Here is a 16,771-nt window from a genome sequence, read left to right on the forward strand (position 1 = left end):
GATCATCAGCCTTGGCCGGTGGCCATCAGCCCGATCAGGGCCAGATTCAGTGCCACGATCAGACCCACGACCACCCAGGCCGCCACTTGCAACGGCGCCCGATTGGTGAAGGACCCCATCACCGTGGGGTTGCCGGTCAGGGCGACCAGGGGGATCAGGGCGAAGGGGATGCCCAGACTCAGGACCACCTGGGAAAGCACGAGCGCCCACGTCGGTTCCACCCCGGCGGCAATGACCGCCAGCGCCGGGATCAGGGTGACGGCCCGGCGGGCCATCTGCGGGATGTTCCGGTGCAACAGCCCGGCCATGATGGTCGAGCCGGCGTAGCAGCCCACCGAGGTCGAGGCCAGCCCGGAGGCCAGCAGTCCCAGGCCGAAGGCGATCCCCACCACCGGGCCCAGCGCGGCGGTGATCGCCGCATGGGCGCCCTCGATACTGTCGGTGCCGGGAACCCCGGCCAGGTTGCCAGCGGCCAGCAACAGCATGGCGATATTCACAGACCCAGCCACCAGCAGGGACAGCACCACATCCCAGCGGGTCGCGGTCAGCAGCCGCGGCAGCGCCGCGGTGGGGAGCGGGCCGCCGTGCCTGTCCCGGGCCAGAGACGAATGGGCGTAGATCGCGTGCGGCATGACCGTGGCCCCAAGCATGCTGGCGGCCAGCAGCACGGTCTGGACGCCTTCGAAGCGCGGCACGATCCCGGCCACCGCCGCATCCCAAGAGACCGGGCCGAAGAACAGGCCGGCGACGAAGCCGAGGGTCACGATCACCAGCAGGCCGATCACGACGAACTCAAAGGGCCGCTGGCCGTGCCGGGACTGGATGACCAGCAACAGCATCGAGACCACCCCGATGATCAGCCCGCCTAGAAGCAGAGGGATCCCGAAGAGGATGTGCAGGGCGATCGCCCCGCCCAGTACCTCGGCCAGGTCGGTGGCCGCGGCCACGGCCTCGGCCTGCACCCAGTAGGCCAGCCGCCGACCCCGTGGCAGCCGCTTGCCCAGCAGCTCGGGCAGCGAGGACCCGGTGACCAGCCCGAGCTTGGCCGAGAGGTACTGCACCAGCACGGCCATGAGGTTCGCAGCCACCAGCACCCACACCAGCAGGTACCCGTACTGGGCCCCCGCGGTGAGGTTGGCCGCCACATTGCCCGGGTCCACGTAGGCCACCGCCGCCACGAAGGCCGGCCCCAACAGCCAGGGCACCGGCTGGCGCCGGACCCAGCGCTGCCCGGCCGCCGCGTCCGAGCCGGTCTCGGCCCTTGTCGTCATCCTCGATGGTGCCCGCATGAAAGTTAAGCTACACGAACTTTCGGGGGGGGGGTGGCTGAGCAATGGCCGACGTGGCCGCGCGTGAGGTCTTCATCCAGCCGGTGCCAACGTCGAGACCACCCGGGCCCTACTGAAGGCCTGCGCGGAGCTGCTAGCAACCATGGGCTGAACCGGCACCAACCACGGCCGGCAGGAGTGGCCGGCCGCCGTCCCGCTGTTGCGGGCCTAGGTGTAGGCGGAGATGGCCGCGAAGAGTGCGAAGGGGGTTTCCTGGTGGCAGTTACTGCGGGGCTTCTGCGGTGTCGCGGTCGTGCTCCGTGGTGGCCAAGAGGAGCACGGCCACCACCCCGCCGACGATGAAGATGTCCGCGATGTTGCCGATGAACCAGTCTCCGTAGGCGATAAAGTCCACGATATGCCCCTGCCCGAACGAGGGTGGGCGCAGGAGTCGGTCACCCAGGTGGGAGACCGCCGCGCCTCCGAGGCACCCAATCACAATGGCCCAGGACATGGTACGGACCCGAAGAGTGAACCAGATTGCCACCCCGACGGCCACAGCCGAGATGATGGTGAAGATCCAGGTCGCATCGGTGCCGAGCGAGAAGGCCGCGCCAGGGTTATAGATCAACTGGAGCCCGAGCAAGTCTCCGAGGACCGGAACTCGCTCACGCAGGGACAGAGTGTTTACCGCCCACCACTTGGTCACCTGGTCCAGGACCGATACGCCGACCCCGATCCCGACGGTCAGGAGCACGAGGGGATACCTGCGTCGGTCTTTCATGCGTTACCTTTCGTGGTGCGCCCGTTTCGCGGCGCATGGTGAATCGACTGAACCCCGCGCGACCTATGAAGTCACTGAAAGGGACTGGAGGGCGCTGACAGTGAAGGCTCATCCCACGGTGGCGGGCTGGGCCTGCCGGTCGGCAAGGGGCTCCAGGGTGATGCGCCGTCTGGTGGAGGCGCGCAGGCCGTTGAAGATGACGATGACCTCGGCGACCTCGTGGACCAACACGACGGCGGCCAATCCCAGGACGCCGGTGATGGCCAGCGGCAACAGGACGGCGATGATCAGCAGTGACAGGACGATGTTCTGGTTGATGATGGCCCGGCCGCGGCGGGCATGCGCCAGGGCCTGGGGGATCAGGCGCAGGTCATGGCCGGTGAAGGCGACGTCGGCGGACTCGATGGCCGCGTCCGAGCCGGAGGTGCCCATGGCGATGCCGACATCGGCGGCAGCCAGGGCCGGAGCGTCGTTGATGCCGTCGCCGATCATCGCGGTCGGCCCGGCACCGGAGAGCTGATTGACGGCGGCAGCCTTGTCCTCGGGGCGTAGCTCGGCGCGCACATCCTCGATGCCGGCCTGGGCGGCGATCGCCCGAGCGGTGCGGGTGTTGTCGCCGGTGAGCATCGTCAGCCCGATGCCCTGGCCGGCCAGGGTGGTCACGACATCCGGGACCTCGGGGCGCAGCTCGTCGCGGACACCGATCGCTCCGGCCGGCGACCCGTCGCGGTGGACGATAACGACGGTCATGCCCTGTCCTTCCAAGGCCTGGACGTCTTCGGCGAGGTGGCCGGGGCTGAGCCAGCGGGGGCTGCCGACGGTGATCGTGGCGCCATCGAGGCGGCCGGTGATGCCGTGCCCGGCGGTCTCAGTGATGTCGGCGGCCGCAGGCGTGGTGGGAGTAGCTGCGGTGATCGCGGCGGCCAGCGGGTGGGTGCTGTGCTGTTCCAGGGCGCCCGCCCAGCCCAGCACATCCTGCTCGGAAACATCTTCAGTGGTGAGGACTGCGGTGACGGTGGGCTGGTTGCGGGTTAGGGTGCCGGTCTTGTCCACGGCGAGGTGGCGGATCCCGCCGAGGCGTTCAAAGGCCGCCCCGGACTTGATGACGGTCCCGAACCGGCTGGCCGCGCCGATCGCGGAGACCACGGTGACCGGGACCGCGATGGCCAGGGCGCAGGGAGAGGCGGCCACCAGCACGACCAGGGCTCGGGTGATCCACAGTTCCGGGTCCCCGGCCAGGGAGCCGATGACGGCGACCAGCACGGCCAGGATGAGCACCCCGGGGACCAGGGGACGGGCGATCCGGTCGGCCAGGCGGGCCCGCTGTCCTTTCTCGGCCTGAGCCTGTTCGACCAGGTGCACGATGGTGGTCAGGGAGTTGTCGGCGCCGGCGGCTGTGGCCTCGATTTCCAGGGCCCCGGAGGTGTTGATCGATCCGGCCGAGACCGCTTCTCCGGGGGCCACCTCGACCGGGATGGATTCCCCGGTGATCGCGGAGGCATCTAGGGAGCTGCGTCCGGCGCGCACTATTCCGTCGGTGGCGACCCGTTCCCCGGGCCGGACCAGGAGCACCTGCCCGGGTTTCAGGTCCCGGGCCTCGACCTCGACCGTGGCCTCGCCGGCCCGGATGGTGGCGGTTTCGGGCACGAGCTTCAGCAGGGCGCGCAGCCCGGCTCGGGCCCGATCCATGGCCTTGTCCTCCAGGGCCTCGGCAATGGAATACAGAAATGCCAAGGCCGCGGCCTCCTCGACAAAGCCCAGGAGCACCGCACCGATGGCGCTGATCGTCATCAGCAGTCCGATACCGAGCCGGCCTCGGGTGAACAGCCCGCGCAGCGCTCCGGGCACGAAGGTCCAGGCACCCAGCGCCAGACCGACCCAGAACACCACCGTGGCCACGAAGCCTGCCCCGGACCATTCCAGGACCAGCCCGGTCAGAAACGCCACTCCGGAGAGCACCGGGACCAGGATGGCCGCATCTCGCCACCACGGCCGCTGCGCCTCGGGCTCCTCAGCCGCGCTACTCAGGGGGTTCGGGGCATCGCAGCCGCAGGCCGAGCTCACGAAGCCACCTGCGCCGTGTCGCAGCACCCGGGCACCGAGCAGCCTGGGTCCAGGCAGGGAGCGGAGGCGTCCACGGCCAGGGTCACCTCGACCAGTGCGGTCAGCGCGCGGGTCAGGTGTGCATCGGCGATCGCGTACCGGGTACGGCGCCCCTCGGGTTTGGCGGCCACGATTCCGCAGTCACGCAGGCAAGTCAGGTGGTTCGACACGTTCGACCGACTCAACCCCAGATCCCGAGCCAACTCCGCCGGATATCCCGGGCGCTCCAGGAGGGACAGCAGGATCCGGGACCGGGTCGGGTCGGCCATCGCCCGACCCAGCCGATTCATCACATCCAGTCGCGTGGCAATAGTCAGCATGCACTGAACTATACAGCCTCTGGTGTAGTGTAGCGCGGGGCTCGGACGATGCGGAGCCCTGCACGCCGTAGCAGAGAGGACCGCCTGTGACCGTCTGTCGCCGACGCCCCCACCCACCTCGTGATCCCCGGAGGGCAGCATGAGCATTGGGGGGTTCTTCGCCGAAATGGTCCAGTCCGGGGCCCTGCTGGTCGCGATGCCGCTGGCCGCGGTGGCCGGACTGGTCTCCTTCCTCTCCCCCTGCATTCTGCCGCTGGTGCCCGGCTACCTGGGCTACATCTCCGGGCTGGCCGATCCGCGCCGGGAAGACAACCGGCGCCGGGTAATGACCGGGGTGGGACTGTTCATCCTCGGTTTCGCCGCGGTCTTCACCGCCTACGGGGCCGCCTTCGGGGTGATCGGTGGTTGGCTGCTGCAATGGCAGGACCTGCTGATCCGGATCCTGGGGATATTCGTCGTCCTCATGGGCCTGGTCCTGGTCGGCTGGCTGCCGTTCCTGCAGGGCACCAAGAAGATGTCCTTCCAACCGAAGACCGGAATCGCCGGCGCCCCACTGCTCGGTGTGGTCTTCGGCCTAGGGTGGACCCCGTGCATGGGCCCCACCCTGAGCGCCGTGCTGGCGTTGAGCACTACCACCGGGGACCCCTGGCGCGGGGCCCTGCTGGGCTTCCTCTACTGTCTCGGATTGGGCATCCCCTTCGTCCTGGTCGCGATGGGCCTGGACTGGGTCACCAGGACCCTGGGCTTCGTCCGCCGCCACATCCGAGCCTTCAACATCATCGGCGGTACCCTGCTGGTGCTGGTTGGGGTCCTGATGGTCACCGGGATCTGGACCCTGTGGATCTACCAGCTGCAGAACCTCGCCGGCACCTTCACCACCCCCGTCTAAACCCCCTGCCCCCGACCCCACGGATTGGACCGACCATGACTTCCCCCGACCCCAAAACCACACCCGCCCCGAACCGGCAGCGCCGGGCCAAGATCGTCGTCTGGATCCTGCTCGGCCTGGTCGTGGCTACCGCCGCCATCGGGTATTTCGTGGCCCGCGGTACCACCACCGACCAGCAACCACAGGACACGGGGCAATCCTCCGGGCAGCAGACGCAGGAGGCCGGGCAGCTGGTCCGGGAGAACAGCCGAGTGCTATCCCAGGCGCCGAACGAGAAGGCCGTGCTGGTGGAGTTCTTGGACTTCGAGTGCGAGGGTTGCGCCGCGGCCTACCCCTTCGTCGAGGAACTGAGGGTCCAGTACTCGGACACTGTGACCTTCGTGAACCGCTACTTCCCGCTGCCAGGCCACCGCAACTCGGTCACCGCCGCCGTCGCCGTTGAGGCCGCCGCCCAACAGGGCGCCTACGAGGCCATGTACCAGCGCATGTTCGAGACCCAGACCCAGTGGGGAGAGTCTGCCGAGGACCAGAGCGACGTGTTCCGCGGCTATGCCGAGGACCTCGACCTGGACATGGACGCCTACGACGCCGCCGTCGCCGACCCGGCGACCCGGGAACGCGTTGAGCTTGACGTCGCCGACGGCACCGCCCTCGGAGTCTCCGGTACCCCCACCTTCTACCTCGACGGCAAGCAACTCGCCCCGTCCACCCTGGAAGAGTTCACCGCCGCCATCGAAGCCGCTGTCCAGGACTAAGGGGCTTGCCGTCGGCAACGTCTTCTGACCGTGAACCCAGACCAGAAAAAGCCCTCCACCATGACCGAACGCTCGACCACTTCCACCAATCCCACGAAGCCATCCCCCTCGCCAGCAGCGAGGGCACCCGCCCGGGCCTGGTTCACCGACCATCGGACCTTCGGGCTGATCCTGTTGGTCACCGGAGCCGCGGGCTGGATCGCCTCGGCCATCCTCGTGCTCGAGCGCCTGGCCCTGTACGAGAACCCCGGCCACGTCACCAGTTGTGACATCAACCCCTGGGTATCCTGCGGGCGGGTGATGGGCACCTGGCAGTCCGAGCTGTTCGGATTCCCCAACCCGCTGATCGGCATCGTGGCCTTCGCCGTGGTCCTGGCCACCGCGATGGTGGTGCTCTCCGGGGCCCGGCCCGGCCGTTGGTACTGGCTTGGGCTGCAGGCCGGGGTGACCCTAGGGATGGCCTTCGTGACCTGGCTGTGGTTCCAAGCCCTGTACGAGATCTACATCCTGTGCCTGTACTGCATGGTTGTCTGGGCGGCCATGATCCCGCTGTTCATCATGCTCACCGCCCGCAACCTCGCCCATGGAGTGATCCCTGCCCCATCGACCTTCGTCCGGTTCGCGACCGGGTGGGCCGGGACCCTGATCGCCATTCTCTACGTCGCCGTGGCCGGCTCCGTCTTCATCCAGTTCCTGCCCGCCTTCACCGGCCCCTGATCCGGCCGCCCCGGCGCTCCTGGCCCATACAGATCAGACCATACCGACCCGTTGGCCCTCGCGCGGAGCACGGCGGTCCGGCGACGGAAGCATCCCTCAGACGGTATGGCCGGGGCCCATACGGCTCAGGCACGGAGCGCTGGCGGTACCTTCGATTGTGCCTGGTGGTCAGGTCTCCGCGGTTTTCCAGCGGCGGGCGGCGACGAACGAGTGAATGCCGAAGCCCACGTAGAAGATGAGTAGGGCGAAGGTGATCGTGCTGATGAGCACAGCCGTGGGGCGCTCCGCCTCACGGGCGATCAGTGCCTCGAGTTGCATGACGTTCCTGGAAGTGCCGAGAACGCCGAGCACGGCGACTGCCAGGGCAAGGTGGACGCCGAGCTTCTGCTTCTTCAGGCTAATGAGGCCCGCAACCAGGATCACAGCCCCGAGCATGGCCGGGATCAGCGCCGTCCAGCTGGCGAACGAGGTGGCGATAAAGGCAATGGAACCGATGGCGACGAGAAGGACGCCGAGTCCGATGGTGAGTTGAGGCATTTCGCTCCTTAGGCATGAGGGCCCGCATTTCTTCTACGCAGTGTAGTAGAAACGGATTCATATCAGCCGCTTCGGAATCTGATGGTGTCCCACCAGTTGATTCCGCCGATTCTTCTACGGCCTGTGGCACGCCGGATCAGCCCTTCCCGGCAATAGGGATCTCGGGAGGTCGGCGACAGTGCGCCGGGGCCTCTTTGTCGGTGTGATTGTTTCTCGACAGAAGGGGCGAAACCTGTTCATCAGGCGCGACCAGTTCTTGCGGTGAAGCTGCTGTGAAAGAGGTGCAGGGAGGAGGGCCGAACTCAGGCGTCCTGCTCGATCCAACAGGAGTTGACGCCGCCGGTCACGCCGAGCGAATCGGTGCGCAGATTAACGTCGTAGTACCGAGACTTGTCCGAGGGAAGGGAGTCGCCTGCGGTGTCTCCGAGCTCCGCGGGACCGATGGTGACGGTACGCCAACCCACGATGGCGTAGTTCTCGGAGAGCACTTGAATGGCGCACGCCACGGTGTCCTCGAAGTCCTTGGTGACCTCGAACGTCACCGAGGCCCGGGTCGGGGAGTCGATGGAGTAGCCAACATCCTTCCAGGACAGGGAGTCCTGAGAGGTTGGGTACGCCAACCAGGCGGTAGCGGCTACCGCCATCACCAGAGCGGCGACGGCGATCCACCGGCCCAAGCCGGACGCGGACGACGGCCGATCGCCTGGGGGCCGCCCATACCGGTTCGCTAAGGTATCAACCGGAGCATGGCCCGTCTGGGGTACTGGATCCATATCGTCCCATGATATCCCCGAGGCGCCGCCGGCCTCCCCCCGACAACCGGGCCGATAGGCCCCCTAATCCACCGCCGCCCGCGACGGGAAAGCATCCGAGGCCCCGTGAGCAACACGTCCCCCGACCGATCGGGACAGAATCAGTCCACCGGAGCACGGCATCCCCCTGGGACAGGCCAGGTGCGGCACCGTGGACGACGAGAAGTCTCAAACTCGCACCAAGGCCTGCGGTCGCACCCACCACTGAAGGACCTGGTTCCCGTGGAGGTCTTGAACATCACGAAGTCACCAAAGGACCCATTGTGAGGACAGCCGCCACGGATCAGGCCCTACGCGCCCGGCTGGACTTCCGGTTCCTGCTTTCGCCGCAGTGGCTCGGCGGCCTGGTTTTCTGCGCCGTCATCGCGGTCGCCTGCGCGTTGCTGGGGCAGTGGCAGATGGACCGCCGCACGGAGGCGGTCGCGGAGATCAACAAGGTGCTCGCGAACTATGACGACCCCGCGGTCCCGCTTGCCCGCGATGCGGAGTTGTTCACCAGATTCCAGGCCGAGCAGGAGTGGACCCCGGTCGAGATGACAGGTGAGTATCTTGAGGAGGACACGCGCATCGTCCGGAACCGGCCGCTGGCCGGCAAGCCCGGCTATGAGGTGCTGGTGCCCTTCCGTGCGGACACCGGGGAGGTGATCGTGGTCAACCGCGGATGGCTGCCGATCGGGAACGACACCCCCGGGCGCCCGGACACCGTCCCGGCCCCGCCCGAGGGCAGGGTCACGGTGGTCGCCCGCCTCAAGCCCGGCGAACCAACCCTGGACCGGGACGCCCCACAGGGACAGCTGCCCTCGATCGACCTTGCGGCTTTCGAGGAGAGTGTCGGCTACCCGGTCGCGGACACGGCCTACGGCCAGCTGGCCGACGAAATTCCCACGCCGAAAACAACCCTGCAGCAGCCGCCCAAACCACCCCTGGACGAGGGCCCGCACCTGTCGTATTCGCTGCAGTGGTTCATGTTCGGACTCATGAGCTTCATCGTGTGGGGCTACACCGCCCGGCAGAAGGCCGTCAACGACCGGGATGACCGCGAACTCGGACTGACCGAGGACGACGGGTACCTCTCGGCGCACCGGCCGCCCCGGGCGCGCCCGGTCCGGCGCCGGGGCGGCCGGCCGACCGACGAGGAGGTCGAGGATGCGCTCCTCGACGCGGCCGACCTGCGGCGGTAGTCGGCACGGGCGGGCCGCGATGCGGACGGCGACCAGTCCGAAATCCTGAGGACTTGATCGTCAGACCAATCCGTATCAATGTGTTCAAGGCGAGAGGCTGCCGAGACTGATGAGCAAGGCGCTGGAAAGCGCAGAAATGAACGATTCGTCCAACCTGTTGAACCACAGGGTGCTCCATGTCGACGGCACGCGCTACGCCACCCGCCCAGCGGTCCCTGGTTCGTCCGAGTTGTCCCAACCGGGCAGCCCGCCAGAACACCACCGTGCCGCTCACCGAACCGCCGGCCAATCCAGTCCAGTCGCGATTCAGCAACAGTGGATCAACAAGTGAACACACTGAGCAGAGCCGAACACCTCTCGTCACCGGCTCCAGCAACGCCGCGCCGGCCTGACACCTTGCATCGACAGGGATGGCGTGCTGCAAATTCAGCCTCGTCTTCTACAAGCTGTAGAATTCCGGAGACATCCCGCCTTGATGGAGAGATACCGGAAGTACGCCATGTCTTACACTCAGCGTTCGCACTACCCCCATTCCCCTACGCTCGACTTCCCCGGACAGCTGGGACGACGCCGGGTGCTGGCCGGCCTGGCCGGGGCCGTGTCCTTGCCACTGCTGGCGGCCTGCAGCTCGGATGACACGCTGGCCGCCCAAGCCGGGAACAGCGACGGCAAGAACTACATCGCCGGCGACGGGTCAGTCCTGGAGATCACCCCGACCGAGCGCGGCCAGCCGGTGCAGTTCAGCTCCACCCTGCTCTCCGGGGAGCCGATCAGCACGCAGGACCTGGTCGGGGACCCGGCGGTGCTGAACTTCTGGTATGCCGCCTGCGCGCCGTGTCGGGTGGAAGCCCCCGACCTTCAGTCTCTGCACGAGCAGTTCGACCCCGCTGGCGTGCGATTTCTGGGCATCAACGTCCGCGACACGGTGGCCACCGCGCGGGCCTTCGAGCGCACCTTCGGCATCACCTACCCCTCCGTGGAGGACCGCGGCGGCCAGGTACTGCTGGCCATGACCGACTACGTCCCGCCGCAAGCCGTACCCACCACGATTGTGCTGGACCGGGCGGGACGGGTGGCGGGGCGGATCCTGGGAATCGCAGACCCCTCCACGCTACGCAGCCTGATCACCACCGTGCTGGATGAGCAGGCCTGAGCGGATCCCATGCCTCTCCTGCTCCGCCCCGCCACCGTCCCGAATCCTCCGGTGAACACTCTCCCCTCCGCGCATCTCCGCACCGGCTGGACGCCACTGGTGATTGTCTGCTGTCGGAAGTTATCGGTCCTGCCAAGGTCGGCGTGGTGTGCCAGTGAAGTAAGGCTGCAGACTTGAGCCAGCCAGACAACGTCAGGGCCACGCGGGACGAAGACGCTCGAGGCAGCGCGACGAACCGCAAGCGCGACGACGTGGAACTGCCCGCCCTGGCGTTTACCGGCACGTTGCGGTTCATGTGGACCCAGTTGACGAGCATGCGCACAGCACTGATGCTGTTGCTACTGCTGGCCGTGGCCGCCGTACCGGGGTCCCTGTTTCCTCAGCGCCCAGCGGGTCCGGCGATCGTGCAGGACTACATCGACGACAATCCTCTCCTCGGACAGTGGCTGGACTGGTTCCAGATGTTCGACGTGTACTCCTCGGTCTGGTTTTCGGCGATCTACCTGCTGCTGTTCGTCTCCCTGATCGGCTGCGTGCTCCCGCGCGCGGTCAAGCACGCCAAGGCGCTGCGCTCGACCCCTCCGCGCACTCCGCGTCGACTGTCCCGGCTGCCGGAGCACGGCACGGTGCTGCTGGAGCGCTCCGGTCCCTCACCTGTCGAGGCGGTGGAGCAGGCGGCGCGAGTCTTGCGCAAGCGCGGCTACCGCATCGAGGTGCGAGAAGAGCCCGACGGCGGCGCCTCTGTGGGTGCCGAGCGCGGCTACGTGCGGGAGATCGGCAACATCGTCTTCCACCTGTCCCTGATCGGGGTGCTGGTGTTCCTAGCCACTGGTTCGATGCTCAGCTATCGGGGTCAGAAGATCATCGTCGAGGGGGAGGGGTTCGCCAATAACCTGGTGTCCTACGATTCTTTCACCCCCGGCACGGCGTTCTCCGATGAGATGCTCACGCCGTTCTCGATGACCCTGAAGCGTTTCGAGTACGTCTATGACCGGCAGTCCCCGACCCACTACGGCCAGCCGCTGGATTACACGGCCGTACTGGACGTGCAGGACGGTCCCGGTGACACCGCCCGGGAGGTCGAGCTGAAGGTCAACCACCCGCTGGACTTCCAGGGCACCCGGGTCTACCTGGTGGGCAACGGGTACGCCCCAGAGGTCACGGTGCGGGACGGCAACGGGGACATCGCCTTCCAGGGCCCCGTGATCGCCCAGGTCCAGGACAACCTCTTCACCTCGCTGGTAACCATCAAGGCCCCCGACGCCCGACCCGACCAGCTCGGCTTCGTCGGGTTCTTCCTGCCCACCGCCTACACCGGGGAGGACGGGGTGGCAGTCTCGATCGACCCCGCCCCGCTGAACCCGGAGTTGAACCTGAACTCCTACTACGGCGACCTGGGCCTGGACGAGGGCGACCCGCAGAATGTGTACGTACTGGACACCGAGAACCTCACCGAGCTGAATTCTCGGGCCCTCGAGGCCGGCGGTATCACGCTCAAGCCCGGGGAGTCTTACGACCTGCCAGAGGGCAAGGGCTCGATCAGCTTCGACGGCCTGCGCCGCTACGTGGGGCTGGACATCCTCTACGACCCGGGCAAGTGGGGTGTCGGCTTCTTCGCCGTGCTGGCCCTCGTGGCCCTCGGCGTGAGCCTGTTCGTGCGCCGCCGCCGCGTCTGGGTGCGGGGCACCACCGGCCCCGGCGGGTCCACCATGGTGGAGTACGGGCTGCTGGCCCGTGGCGAGGACTTCGGCCTGCGCGAGGAGCACCTCACCCTGCGCCGGCAGTTTGAGAAGTTGTGGCCAGTGCAGGCACCAGAAGACACCGAGAGCACCGAGCGACCCATCGCCGTCGCCGGTGCCGCACAGAACCGAGTGGAGTGACCCATGCAGCCCATCAACTATCAATTGGCCGGCTACAGTGACCTGTTCATGCTGATCGCCGCCATCGTCTACGCCGCGGCATTCATCATCTTCGCCCTGGATATGGCCAGCTCCTCCAAGACCATCCGGACCCTGGAAGCCGAACTGGCCGAACAACACGAGTGCACCGAGGCAGACCGGTCCTCGGAGGCCCGCCACAAGCAACTAGTCGGGGCAGGGGGTGGGCCGGCAAGCACCCCGGCGCCGGGCCACGGCCCAGGCACGACGGCATCGCCGGCCGCCGGGGGCGCGGTGGGTGGCCTGGTGGACGAGGATATGGAATACACCGGGGTCACGCGCCGCCCGGCCGCCAACGTCGCGGTGGCACTGATGATCATCGCCGCCGCCCTGCACGCCTTCGCGGTCATCGCCCGGGCCCTGGCCGCGGGCCAGGTGCCGTGGGGCAACATGTACGAGTTCTGCACCACCGGGGCCCTGCTGGTATCCGTCGTGTACCTGCTGTTCCTGATCCGCAGAGACATCCGCTTCCTGGGCACCTTCGTCACCGGGCTCGTGGTGATCATGATGGCCGCGGCCACCATGGGCTTCCCCACCCCGATCGCATACCTGCAGCCGCCGCTACAGTCGCCGTGGATCGTCATCCACGTCTCCATCGCCGTGCTGTCCTCGGCCCTGTTCACCCTGACCTTCTCCATGAGTGTGCTGCAGCTCATCCAGCACCGCCGCGAGGCCAAGGCACCCACCGGCGCCACCGGCAGGTTGGCCTTCATGCGCCTGGTCCCCCCGGCGCTGAGCCTGGAGAACTGGTCCTACCGCATCAACGCCGTGGGCTTCATGATGTGGACCTTCACCCTGATCGCCGGCGCCATCTGGGCCGAAGCCTCCTGGGGCCGGTACTGGGGCTGGGACACCAAGGAGGTCTGGACCTTCGTCATCTGGGTGATCTACGCCGGCTACCTGCACGCCCGCGCCACCCGCGGCTGGACCGGAGAACGCGCCGCGTGGCTGTCCATCATCGGCTACACCTGCATCGTGTTCAACTTCACCATCGTCAACATCTACTTCCCGGGCCTGCACTCCTACGCCGGCCTCCCCTCGTAGATGCCGCGACCGTGACCGCTGCCCAGTGGCGCGGTGTCATCGAGGCCATCAGCATCAGGCCGTTCTGAATACTCAAGGCGGCGGTTGCCAGTTTCGGGCACCAGACGTGTCCCTCCCGGCTGCCGTGAGCTCACCATCTCCTTTATGGTTCGGCGAGTGCTGGCTAATGATTCCCGCGCAAATGTGGCACACCGATGTGGCCGGGCCGCATGGCCCTGCACTGAAGCACGGAACGGTCCGTAGTTGGGACGGGCCCTGACTGGTCCCGCAGTGCACGACCGGTGGCTTCACGGTGGTGTCTCCCAAGAGAGAATGGAATCATGTACGCACCGATCGACCTGCAGACTTATTACGTCACCCAATGGATTGGGACCCTCTTGGCGATCGTGGGGTTGGCGGTCCTCGCCCACGGGATGTGGCTCCGCAAGCGGTACCAAGCCCACCTGGACGGAGAGGACGCGCGCTACGCCGGGCCGGACCGGATAAAGGATGCCGGCCGCGAGGTGCTCGCGGGGGCAGGGATCCTCGTCATCGGCCTGGCTGCTCTCGCCTATGCCATCTACGGAGACATCGCCTCACAGAACAACATCCAGGAGAACGTTGCCAAAAAGTATGGGGTTGAATCGGTGGAGGACAAAGGGTGGCGCGGCAATGCGCTCCGCGCCGACGTCACCATGCCGGACGGCACCGTCCACCAGGACGTCCTCATCATCTTCGAGGACTCCGGCGAACCACAGATCAGCCGTGACCTGAGCGGCGACGCCACCGACGGCACCGAGTAGGGCACATGGGACATCCACAACAGCGCAGCGTTGCCAGTGCGCAGGACTAACCCGTCTCCACGCACCTAGTCGTCAGGGGGACATGCCATTCTCGCCGCTGGCAGGCTCGGCATCCGTGACGGCCTCGTGGATGACCGGCACGCCCGCGCGGGCATGCCAGACGCCGCTGCCGTCGGGGATTAACCCAGACGGGGTGAAGACACCGCCGAACCGCTCCAAGACCGAGATGATCCCTCCCCTCCCCCGAGGCTCTCGCGAAGGGACAGACACCGGCCGCAACGCGAGGCAGGCTCGACACCGTGAAGAACCACGGACGTCTGGCCGGGCTTCCAGTCGGGCCTGCACCGCGGACCCGGTGCCGGGCTGGGCGGCGATGCCGAGCCCACGGAGGGGCGGCCGGCCCCTTGCCCGGGGGAGGTTTTAGCCGCGCAGCGTCCGAATTTCTTCTTGAGCTGCGCTCAGCTCGGTCCGCAGAGACTTCGTCTCGGTGTCGGTCTTGCGGAGCTTTTCCCGAGAACTCTTGAGATCCTTGCGCAGCTGTGCCACCTCGGCTTCGGCCTGCTGGCGGGTGGCCTTCTCCTGGGCTTGGACTTGACTGGCTTGGGCCGCGGTCTGGACCGCTTGATTCCGCTCGGCCTGCACTTTGGTCAGCTCCGTTCGGCAGTCTTTGAGGGTGCTGAAGGCCTCGTCCCGACTGATCTCGGCCTCCGTGAGGGCTGTTCGCGCCGCTTTCGTCTCCGCTTCGGCCTGGGCCCGCGCCTGGCGGTCTTGCTGGGCCTGCGCTTTCGCTTGGTCGGCGACGTCTTGGAACTCACGGACCCGCTCCTTGGCCTCGTCAAGCTCTCCTCGTAGCCGGCCCGCTTCGTTCACCGCTTGTTCTCTGCGGCCCTCCTCGCGGGCGCGGGCCTGGATGGCGTCCGACGCTTTTCCGATGGCCTGTTGCTGTTCGGCTTGGGCTCTGGTCAGCTCGGCCCGGATTCGCTCGAGCTCGCTTCGGGCTTCATCGCGACTGGCTTCCGTCTCGGTGATGGCTGCCAAGAGGTCGGCCGCTTCGGCTTCGGCGTGCTCTTGGGCCTGCCTGGCCTCGGTGGCCAGGTGCTCGACCTCCGTCCGCGCGGCCGTCAGGGCCGCTCCCCAAGCGCCATTCAGGGCCCGGGCCACGGCCTCGGGAGGTTCGGGCACGGACTGAGCCTGCGCGTGGGCCTGCCGCCAGGCGCGCACTCCCTCGGAGGCATCCTGCATGGAGACCTGGGCCTGCCTGCGCACCGTAGCCACGGTGATGCGCTCTCCGGCGGCCTCGAGCTGGTCACAGGCCGCGAAGACACGGTCGCTCACCGTCGGGGTGGACGTTTCGACCATCGAAGCTCCCTAGAACGAGAAGTAATAATAGTAAGCTTACTACTATTATTACTTCTCGTCGAGTAGGGGACTGGCCTGGGTTCGTGGGGTCTTTCTCTTCTGCTTCGGTGAAAGTCATGGACGCCGCCCCCTATCAGGGGGGTCTACTGCTGTGTGAGCCTGGACCGGATGCACCGTTGCCATCCACCGTCCCCGGGCTCATCCACGGCTCGGGGTAGTCAGCAGGTCCAGGGTGCCTGGCTGTGCCTGCATCAGGTCCGCCCTAGTTCTGCGGTGGCCTGCTTGGCTAGTTCCTCGATCTTGTCGGGGCGGAATCCGGACCAGTGTTCGCCGGTCTCGGTGATGATGACGGGGGCTTGCAGGTGCCCGAGGGCCCGCACTCGTTCCAGGGCGCCGGCGTCCTGGGAGAGGTCCACGGTCTCGTAGGCAATGCCCTTGGTCTGAAGGGCCCGGTAGGTGGCGTTGCACTGCACGCAGGCGGGCTTGCTGTAGACGGTCACGGTGGTCATGGTCTGGTCCTTTCGCCTGGGGTTCTCGGGCTCAGTGGCCGCGAATGAGGTCGGGGTCGATGCCCTCGCCGAACTCGGCGCCGGGGAAGCAGCGCGGGTGGGTCCCGCTGGTGATCTGCTCGCGGAGCCGGTGATCGAGCTCGGGCAGGGCCTCCTGGACGGGCCGGCCGTCCATCAGGGCGTCAGCCCCGGCCTGGGGGATGGTGGTCCAGCCCTGCTGACCGCAGAACGGGCACACCGGGGTCAGGAGGTCGGCGCTGTCGTCCTGCATGCTGTCGTAGATCGCATGGTGACTCATCTGGGGTTCCTTCCGCCGTGGGGGGTGGTTGTTCCTCTCCCCCCTTGTTTTTTGCCTGCTGGCGAAACGAAGTGAGCTGCCCTGGACGGAGCCGGCATCAACCCGCAGGGCGGTGGAGGAGGAAAGCTTGGGGAGGAAAAAAGCGACCGAGGCACGAGGAAGCGCCGACCCAAGGTTTCCGGGGGAACCGGCCCCGACGAAGGAGGGGCTTGTGCCGGTGGAGCCGGGGCGCATAATCCGCAGGACAGCAGGCAAAAAATCAGGTCGGCCCGCCAGGGCCGGCGTCCTGGTCCGCCGCCGTTCCGGCGGACCAGGACAGAACA

18 protein-coding genes are annotated in these 16,771 nt (G+C 67.2%); 9 read left to right on the forward strand and 9 right to left on the reverse strand.

Going from position 1 to position 16,771, the window contains the following annotated elements; all coding sequences use genetic code 11:
* Positions 1–5: 5 nt before the first annotated feature.
* The 4 genes from RE421_RS16370 to RE421_RS16385 all read right to left on the reverse strand — a co-directional run bounded on the left by RE421_RS16370 (position 6) and on the right by RE421_RS16385 (position 4,475).
* The gene (locus RE421_RS16370; RefSeq protein WP_396134669.1) at positions 6–1,289 is read right to left on the reverse strand and encodes an Nramp family divalent metal transporter; all 1,284 of its coding nucleotides are present in this window, start codon (positions 1,287–1,289) and stop codon (positions 6–8) included.
* 262 nt (positions 1,290–1,551) lie between these two features.
* Positions 1,552–2,052, reverse strand: a complete 501-nt coding sequence (locus RE421_RS16375) for a signal peptidase II (protein WP_309817664.1) — start codon at positions 2,050–2,052, stop codon at positions 1,552–1,554.
* A gap of 108 nt (positions 2,053–2,160) precedes the next feature.
* Positions 2,161–4,116 (reverse strand): cation-translocating P-type ATPase, encoded by a 1,956-nt coding sequence (locus RE421_RS16380; protein ID WP_309817667.1) that lies wholly within the window; start codon positions 4,114–4,116, stop codon positions 2,161–2,163.
* Positions 4,113–4,475, reverse strand: coding sequence for a metalloregulator ArsR/SmtB family transcription factor (locus tag RE421_RS16385; protein WP_309817668.1), 363 nt, complete (start codon positions 4,473–4,475; stop codon positions 4,113–4,115). Before RE421_RS16385 ends, RE421_RS16380 begins: the two co-directional genes overlap by 4 nt.
* A gap of 139 nt (positions 4,476–4,614) precedes the next feature.
* Here RE421_RS16385 and RE421_RS16390 point away from each other — a divergent pair, with 139 nt between their 5' ends.
* The 3 genes from RE421_RS16390 to RE421_RS16400 are packed head-to-tail and all read left to right on the forward strand — an operon-like array spanning position 4,615 to position 6,836.
* The gene (locus tag RE421_RS16390) at positions 4,615–5,364 is read left to right on the forward strand and encodes a cytochrome c biogenesis CcdA family protein (RefSeq protein WP_309817671.1); all 750 of its coding nucleotides are present in this window, start codon (positions 4,615–4,617) and stop codon (positions 5,362–5,364) included.
* A 35-nt stretch (positions 5,365–5,399) separates the two neighbouring features.
* Positions 5,400–6,119 carry a thioredoxin domain-containing protein gene (locus RE421_RS16395; protein ID WP_309817674.1) on the forward strand — a complete coding sequence of 240 codons (720 nt, stop codon included), beginning with the start codon at positions 5,400–5,402 and terminating at the stop codon, positions 6,117–6,119.
* Positions 6,120–6,179: 60 nt separating this feature from the next.
* On the forward strand, positions 6,180–6,836 hold the full coding sequence (locus RE421_RS16400; RefSeq protein ID WP_309817676.1) for a vitamin K epoxide reductase family protein: 657 nt from the start codon (positions 6,180–6,182) through the stop codon (positions 6,834–6,836).
* A gap of 168 nt (positions 6,837–7,004) precedes the next feature.
* Here the strand turns inward: RE421_RS16400 and RE421_RS16405 are convergent, their stop codons facing one another.
* Together RE421_RS16405 and RE421_RS16410 are read right to left on the reverse strand one after the other, a co-directional pair.
* Entirely contained in the window at positions 7,005–7,373 is a 369-nt protein-coding gene (locus RE421_RS16405; protein WP_309817679.1) for a hypothetical protein, read from the reverse strand.
* Positions 7,374–7,675: 302 nt separating this feature from the next.
* Positions 7,676–8,146 carry a DUF4307 domain-containing protein gene (locus tag RE421_RS16410; RefSeq protein ID WP_309817680.1) on the reverse strand — a complete coding sequence of 157 codons (471 nt, stop codon included), beginning with the start codon at positions 8,144–8,146 and terminating at the stop codon, positions 7,676–7,678.
* Between the two features lie 302 nt (positions 8,147–8,448).
* Between RE421_RS16410 and RE421_RS16415 the strand changes: the two genes are divergently transcribed.
* The 6 genes from RE421_RS16415 to RE421_RS16440 all read left to right on the forward strand — a co-directional run bounded on the left by RE421_RS16415 (position 8,449) and on the right by RE421_RS16440 (position 14,282).
* Positions 8,449–9,366: an SURF1 family protein gene (locus tag RE421_RS16415; protein ID WP_309817683.1), complete on the forward strand. Its 918-nt coding sequence runs from the start codon at positions 8,449–8,451 to the stop codon at positions 9,364–9,366.
* Positions 9,367–9,475: 109 nt separating this feature from the next.
* A complete protein-coding gene (locus RE421_RS16420) occupies positions 9,476–9,697 on the forward strand; it encodes a hypothetical protein (RefSeq protein WP_309817686.1) in 222 nt (73 codons plus the stop codon).
* 168 nt (positions 9,698–9,865) lie between these two features.
* Positions 9,866–10,519 (forward strand): TlpA disulfide reductase family protein, encoded by a 654-nt coding sequence (locus RE421_RS16425; protein WP_309817689.1) that lies wholly within the window; start codon positions 9,866–9,868, stop codon positions 10,517–10,519.
* A 173-nt stretch (positions 10,520–10,692) separates the two neighbouring features.
* The gene (locus RE421_RS16430; RefSeq protein WP_396134670.1) at positions 10,693–12,399 is read left to right on the forward strand and encodes a cytochrome c biogenesis protein ResB; all 1,707 of its coding nucleotides are present in this window, start codon (positions 10,693–10,695) and stop codon (positions 12,397–12,399) included.
* 3 nt (positions 12,400–12,402) lie between these two features.
* The gene (gene ccsB, locus RE421_RS16435; RefSeq protein WP_309817692.1) at positions 12,403–13,500 is read left to right on the forward strand and encodes a c-type cytochrome biogenesis protein CcsB; all 1,098 of its coding nucleotides are present in this window, start codon (positions 12,403–12,405) and stop codon (positions 13,498–13,500) included.
* 320 nt (positions 13,501–13,820) lie between these two features.
* Positions 13,821–14,282 (forward strand): hypothetical protein, encoded by a 462-nt coding sequence (locus RE421_RS16440; RefSeq protein ID WP_309817694.1) that lies wholly within the window; start codon positions 13,821–13,823, stop codon positions 14,280–14,282.
* 420 nt (positions 14,283–14,702) lie between these two features.
* On the opposite strand, the gene RE421_RS16445 is transcribed toward RE421_RS16440, so the two are convergent.
* The 3 genes from RE421_RS16445 to RE421_RS16455 all read right to left on the reverse strand — a co-directional run bounded on the left by RE421_RS16445 (position 14,703) and on the right by RE421_RS16455 (position 16,448).
* Positions 14,703–15,641: a DNA-binding protein gene (locus tag RE421_RS16445; RefSeq protein WP_309817697.1), complete on the reverse strand. Its 939-nt coding sequence runs from the start codon at positions 15,639–15,641 to the stop codon at positions 14,703–14,705.
* Between the two features lie 251 nt (positions 15,642–15,892).
* Positions 15,893–16,150, reverse strand: coding sequence for a glutaredoxin-like protein NrdH (nrdH, locus tag RE421_RS16450; protein WP_309817700.1), 258 nt, complete (start codon positions 16,148–16,150; stop codon positions 15,893–15,895).
* A 31-nt stretch (positions 16,151–16,181) separates the two neighbouring features.
* Positions 16,182–16,448, reverse strand: coding sequence for a hypothetical protein (locus RE421_RS16455; RefSeq protein ID WP_309817703.1), 267 nt, complete (start codon positions 16,446–16,448; stop codon positions 16,182–16,184).
* Positions 16,449–16,771: the final 323 nt, after the last annotated feature.

The sequence above is a fragment of the Citricoccus sp. I39-566 genome, from assembly GCF_031432995.1.
Lineage (GTDB): Bacteria > Actinomycetota > Actinomycetes > Actinomycetales > Micrococcaceae > Citricoccus > Citricoccus nitrophenolicus_A.

Excerpts from the sequence above, each read along its gene's own strand:
- RE421_RS16410 (WP_309817680.1), bottom strand. The coding sequence starts at position 8,146 with ATGGATCCAGTACCCCAGACGGGCCATGCTCCGGTTGATACCTTAGCG.
- RE421_RS16445 (WP_309817697.1), bottom strand. The coding sequence starts at position 15,641 with ATGGTCGAAACGTCCACCCCGACGGTGAGCGACCGTGTCTTCGCGGCC.
- RE421_RS16425 (WP_309817689.1), top strand. The coding sequence starts at position 9,866 with ATGTCTTACACTCAGCGTTCGCACTACCCCCATTCCCCTACGCTCGAC.
- ccsB (WP_309817692.1), top strand. The coding sequence starts at position 12,403 with ATGCAGCCCATCAACTATCAATTGGCCGGCTACAGTGACCTGTTCATG.
- RE421_RS16375 (WP_309817664.1), bottom strand. The coding sequence starts at position 2,052 with ATGAAAGACCGACGCAGGTATCCCCTCGTGCTCCTGACCGTCGGGATC.
- RE421_RS16455 (WP_309817703.1), bottom strand. The coding sequence starts at position 16,448 with ATGAGTCACCATGCGATCTACGACAGCATGCAGGACGACAGCGCCGAC.
- RE421_RS16370 (WP_396134669.1), bottom strand. The coding sequence starts at position 1,289 with ATGCGGGCACCATCGAGGATGACGACAAGGGCCGAGACCGGCTCGGAC.
- RE421_RS16395 (WP_309817674.1), top strand. The coding sequence starts at position 5,400 with ATGACTTCCCCCGACCCCAAAACCACACCCGCCCCGAACCGGCAGCGC.
- nrdH (WP_309817700.1), bottom strand. The coding sequence starts at position 16,150 with ATGACCACCGTGACCGTCTACAGCAAGCCCGCCTGCGTGCAGTGCAAC.
- RE421_RS16440 (WP_309817694.1), top strand. The coding sequence starts at position 13,821 with ATGTACGCACCGATCGACCTGCAGACTTATTACGTCACCCAATGGATT.
- RE421_RS16405 (WP_309817679.1), bottom strand. The coding sequence starts at position 7,373 with ATGCCTCAACTCACCATCGGACTCGGCGTCCTTCTCGTCGCCATCGGT.
- RE421_RS16420 (WP_309817686.1), top strand. The coding sequence starts at position 9,476 with ATGAGCAAGGCGCTGGAAAGCGCAGAAATGAACGATTCGTCCAACCTG.
- RE421_RS16385 (WP_309817668.1), bottom strand. The coding sequence starts at position 4,475 with ATGCTGACTATTGCCACGCGACTGGATGTGATGAATCGGCTGGGTCGG.
- RE421_RS16400 (WP_309817676.1), top strand. The coding sequence starts at position 6,180 with ATGACCGAACGCTCGACCACTTCCACCAATCCCACGAAGCCATCCCCC.
- RE421_RS16390 (WP_309817671.1), top strand. The coding sequence starts at position 4,615 with ATGAGCATTGGGGGGTTCTTCGCCGAAATGGTCCAGTCCGGGGCCCTG.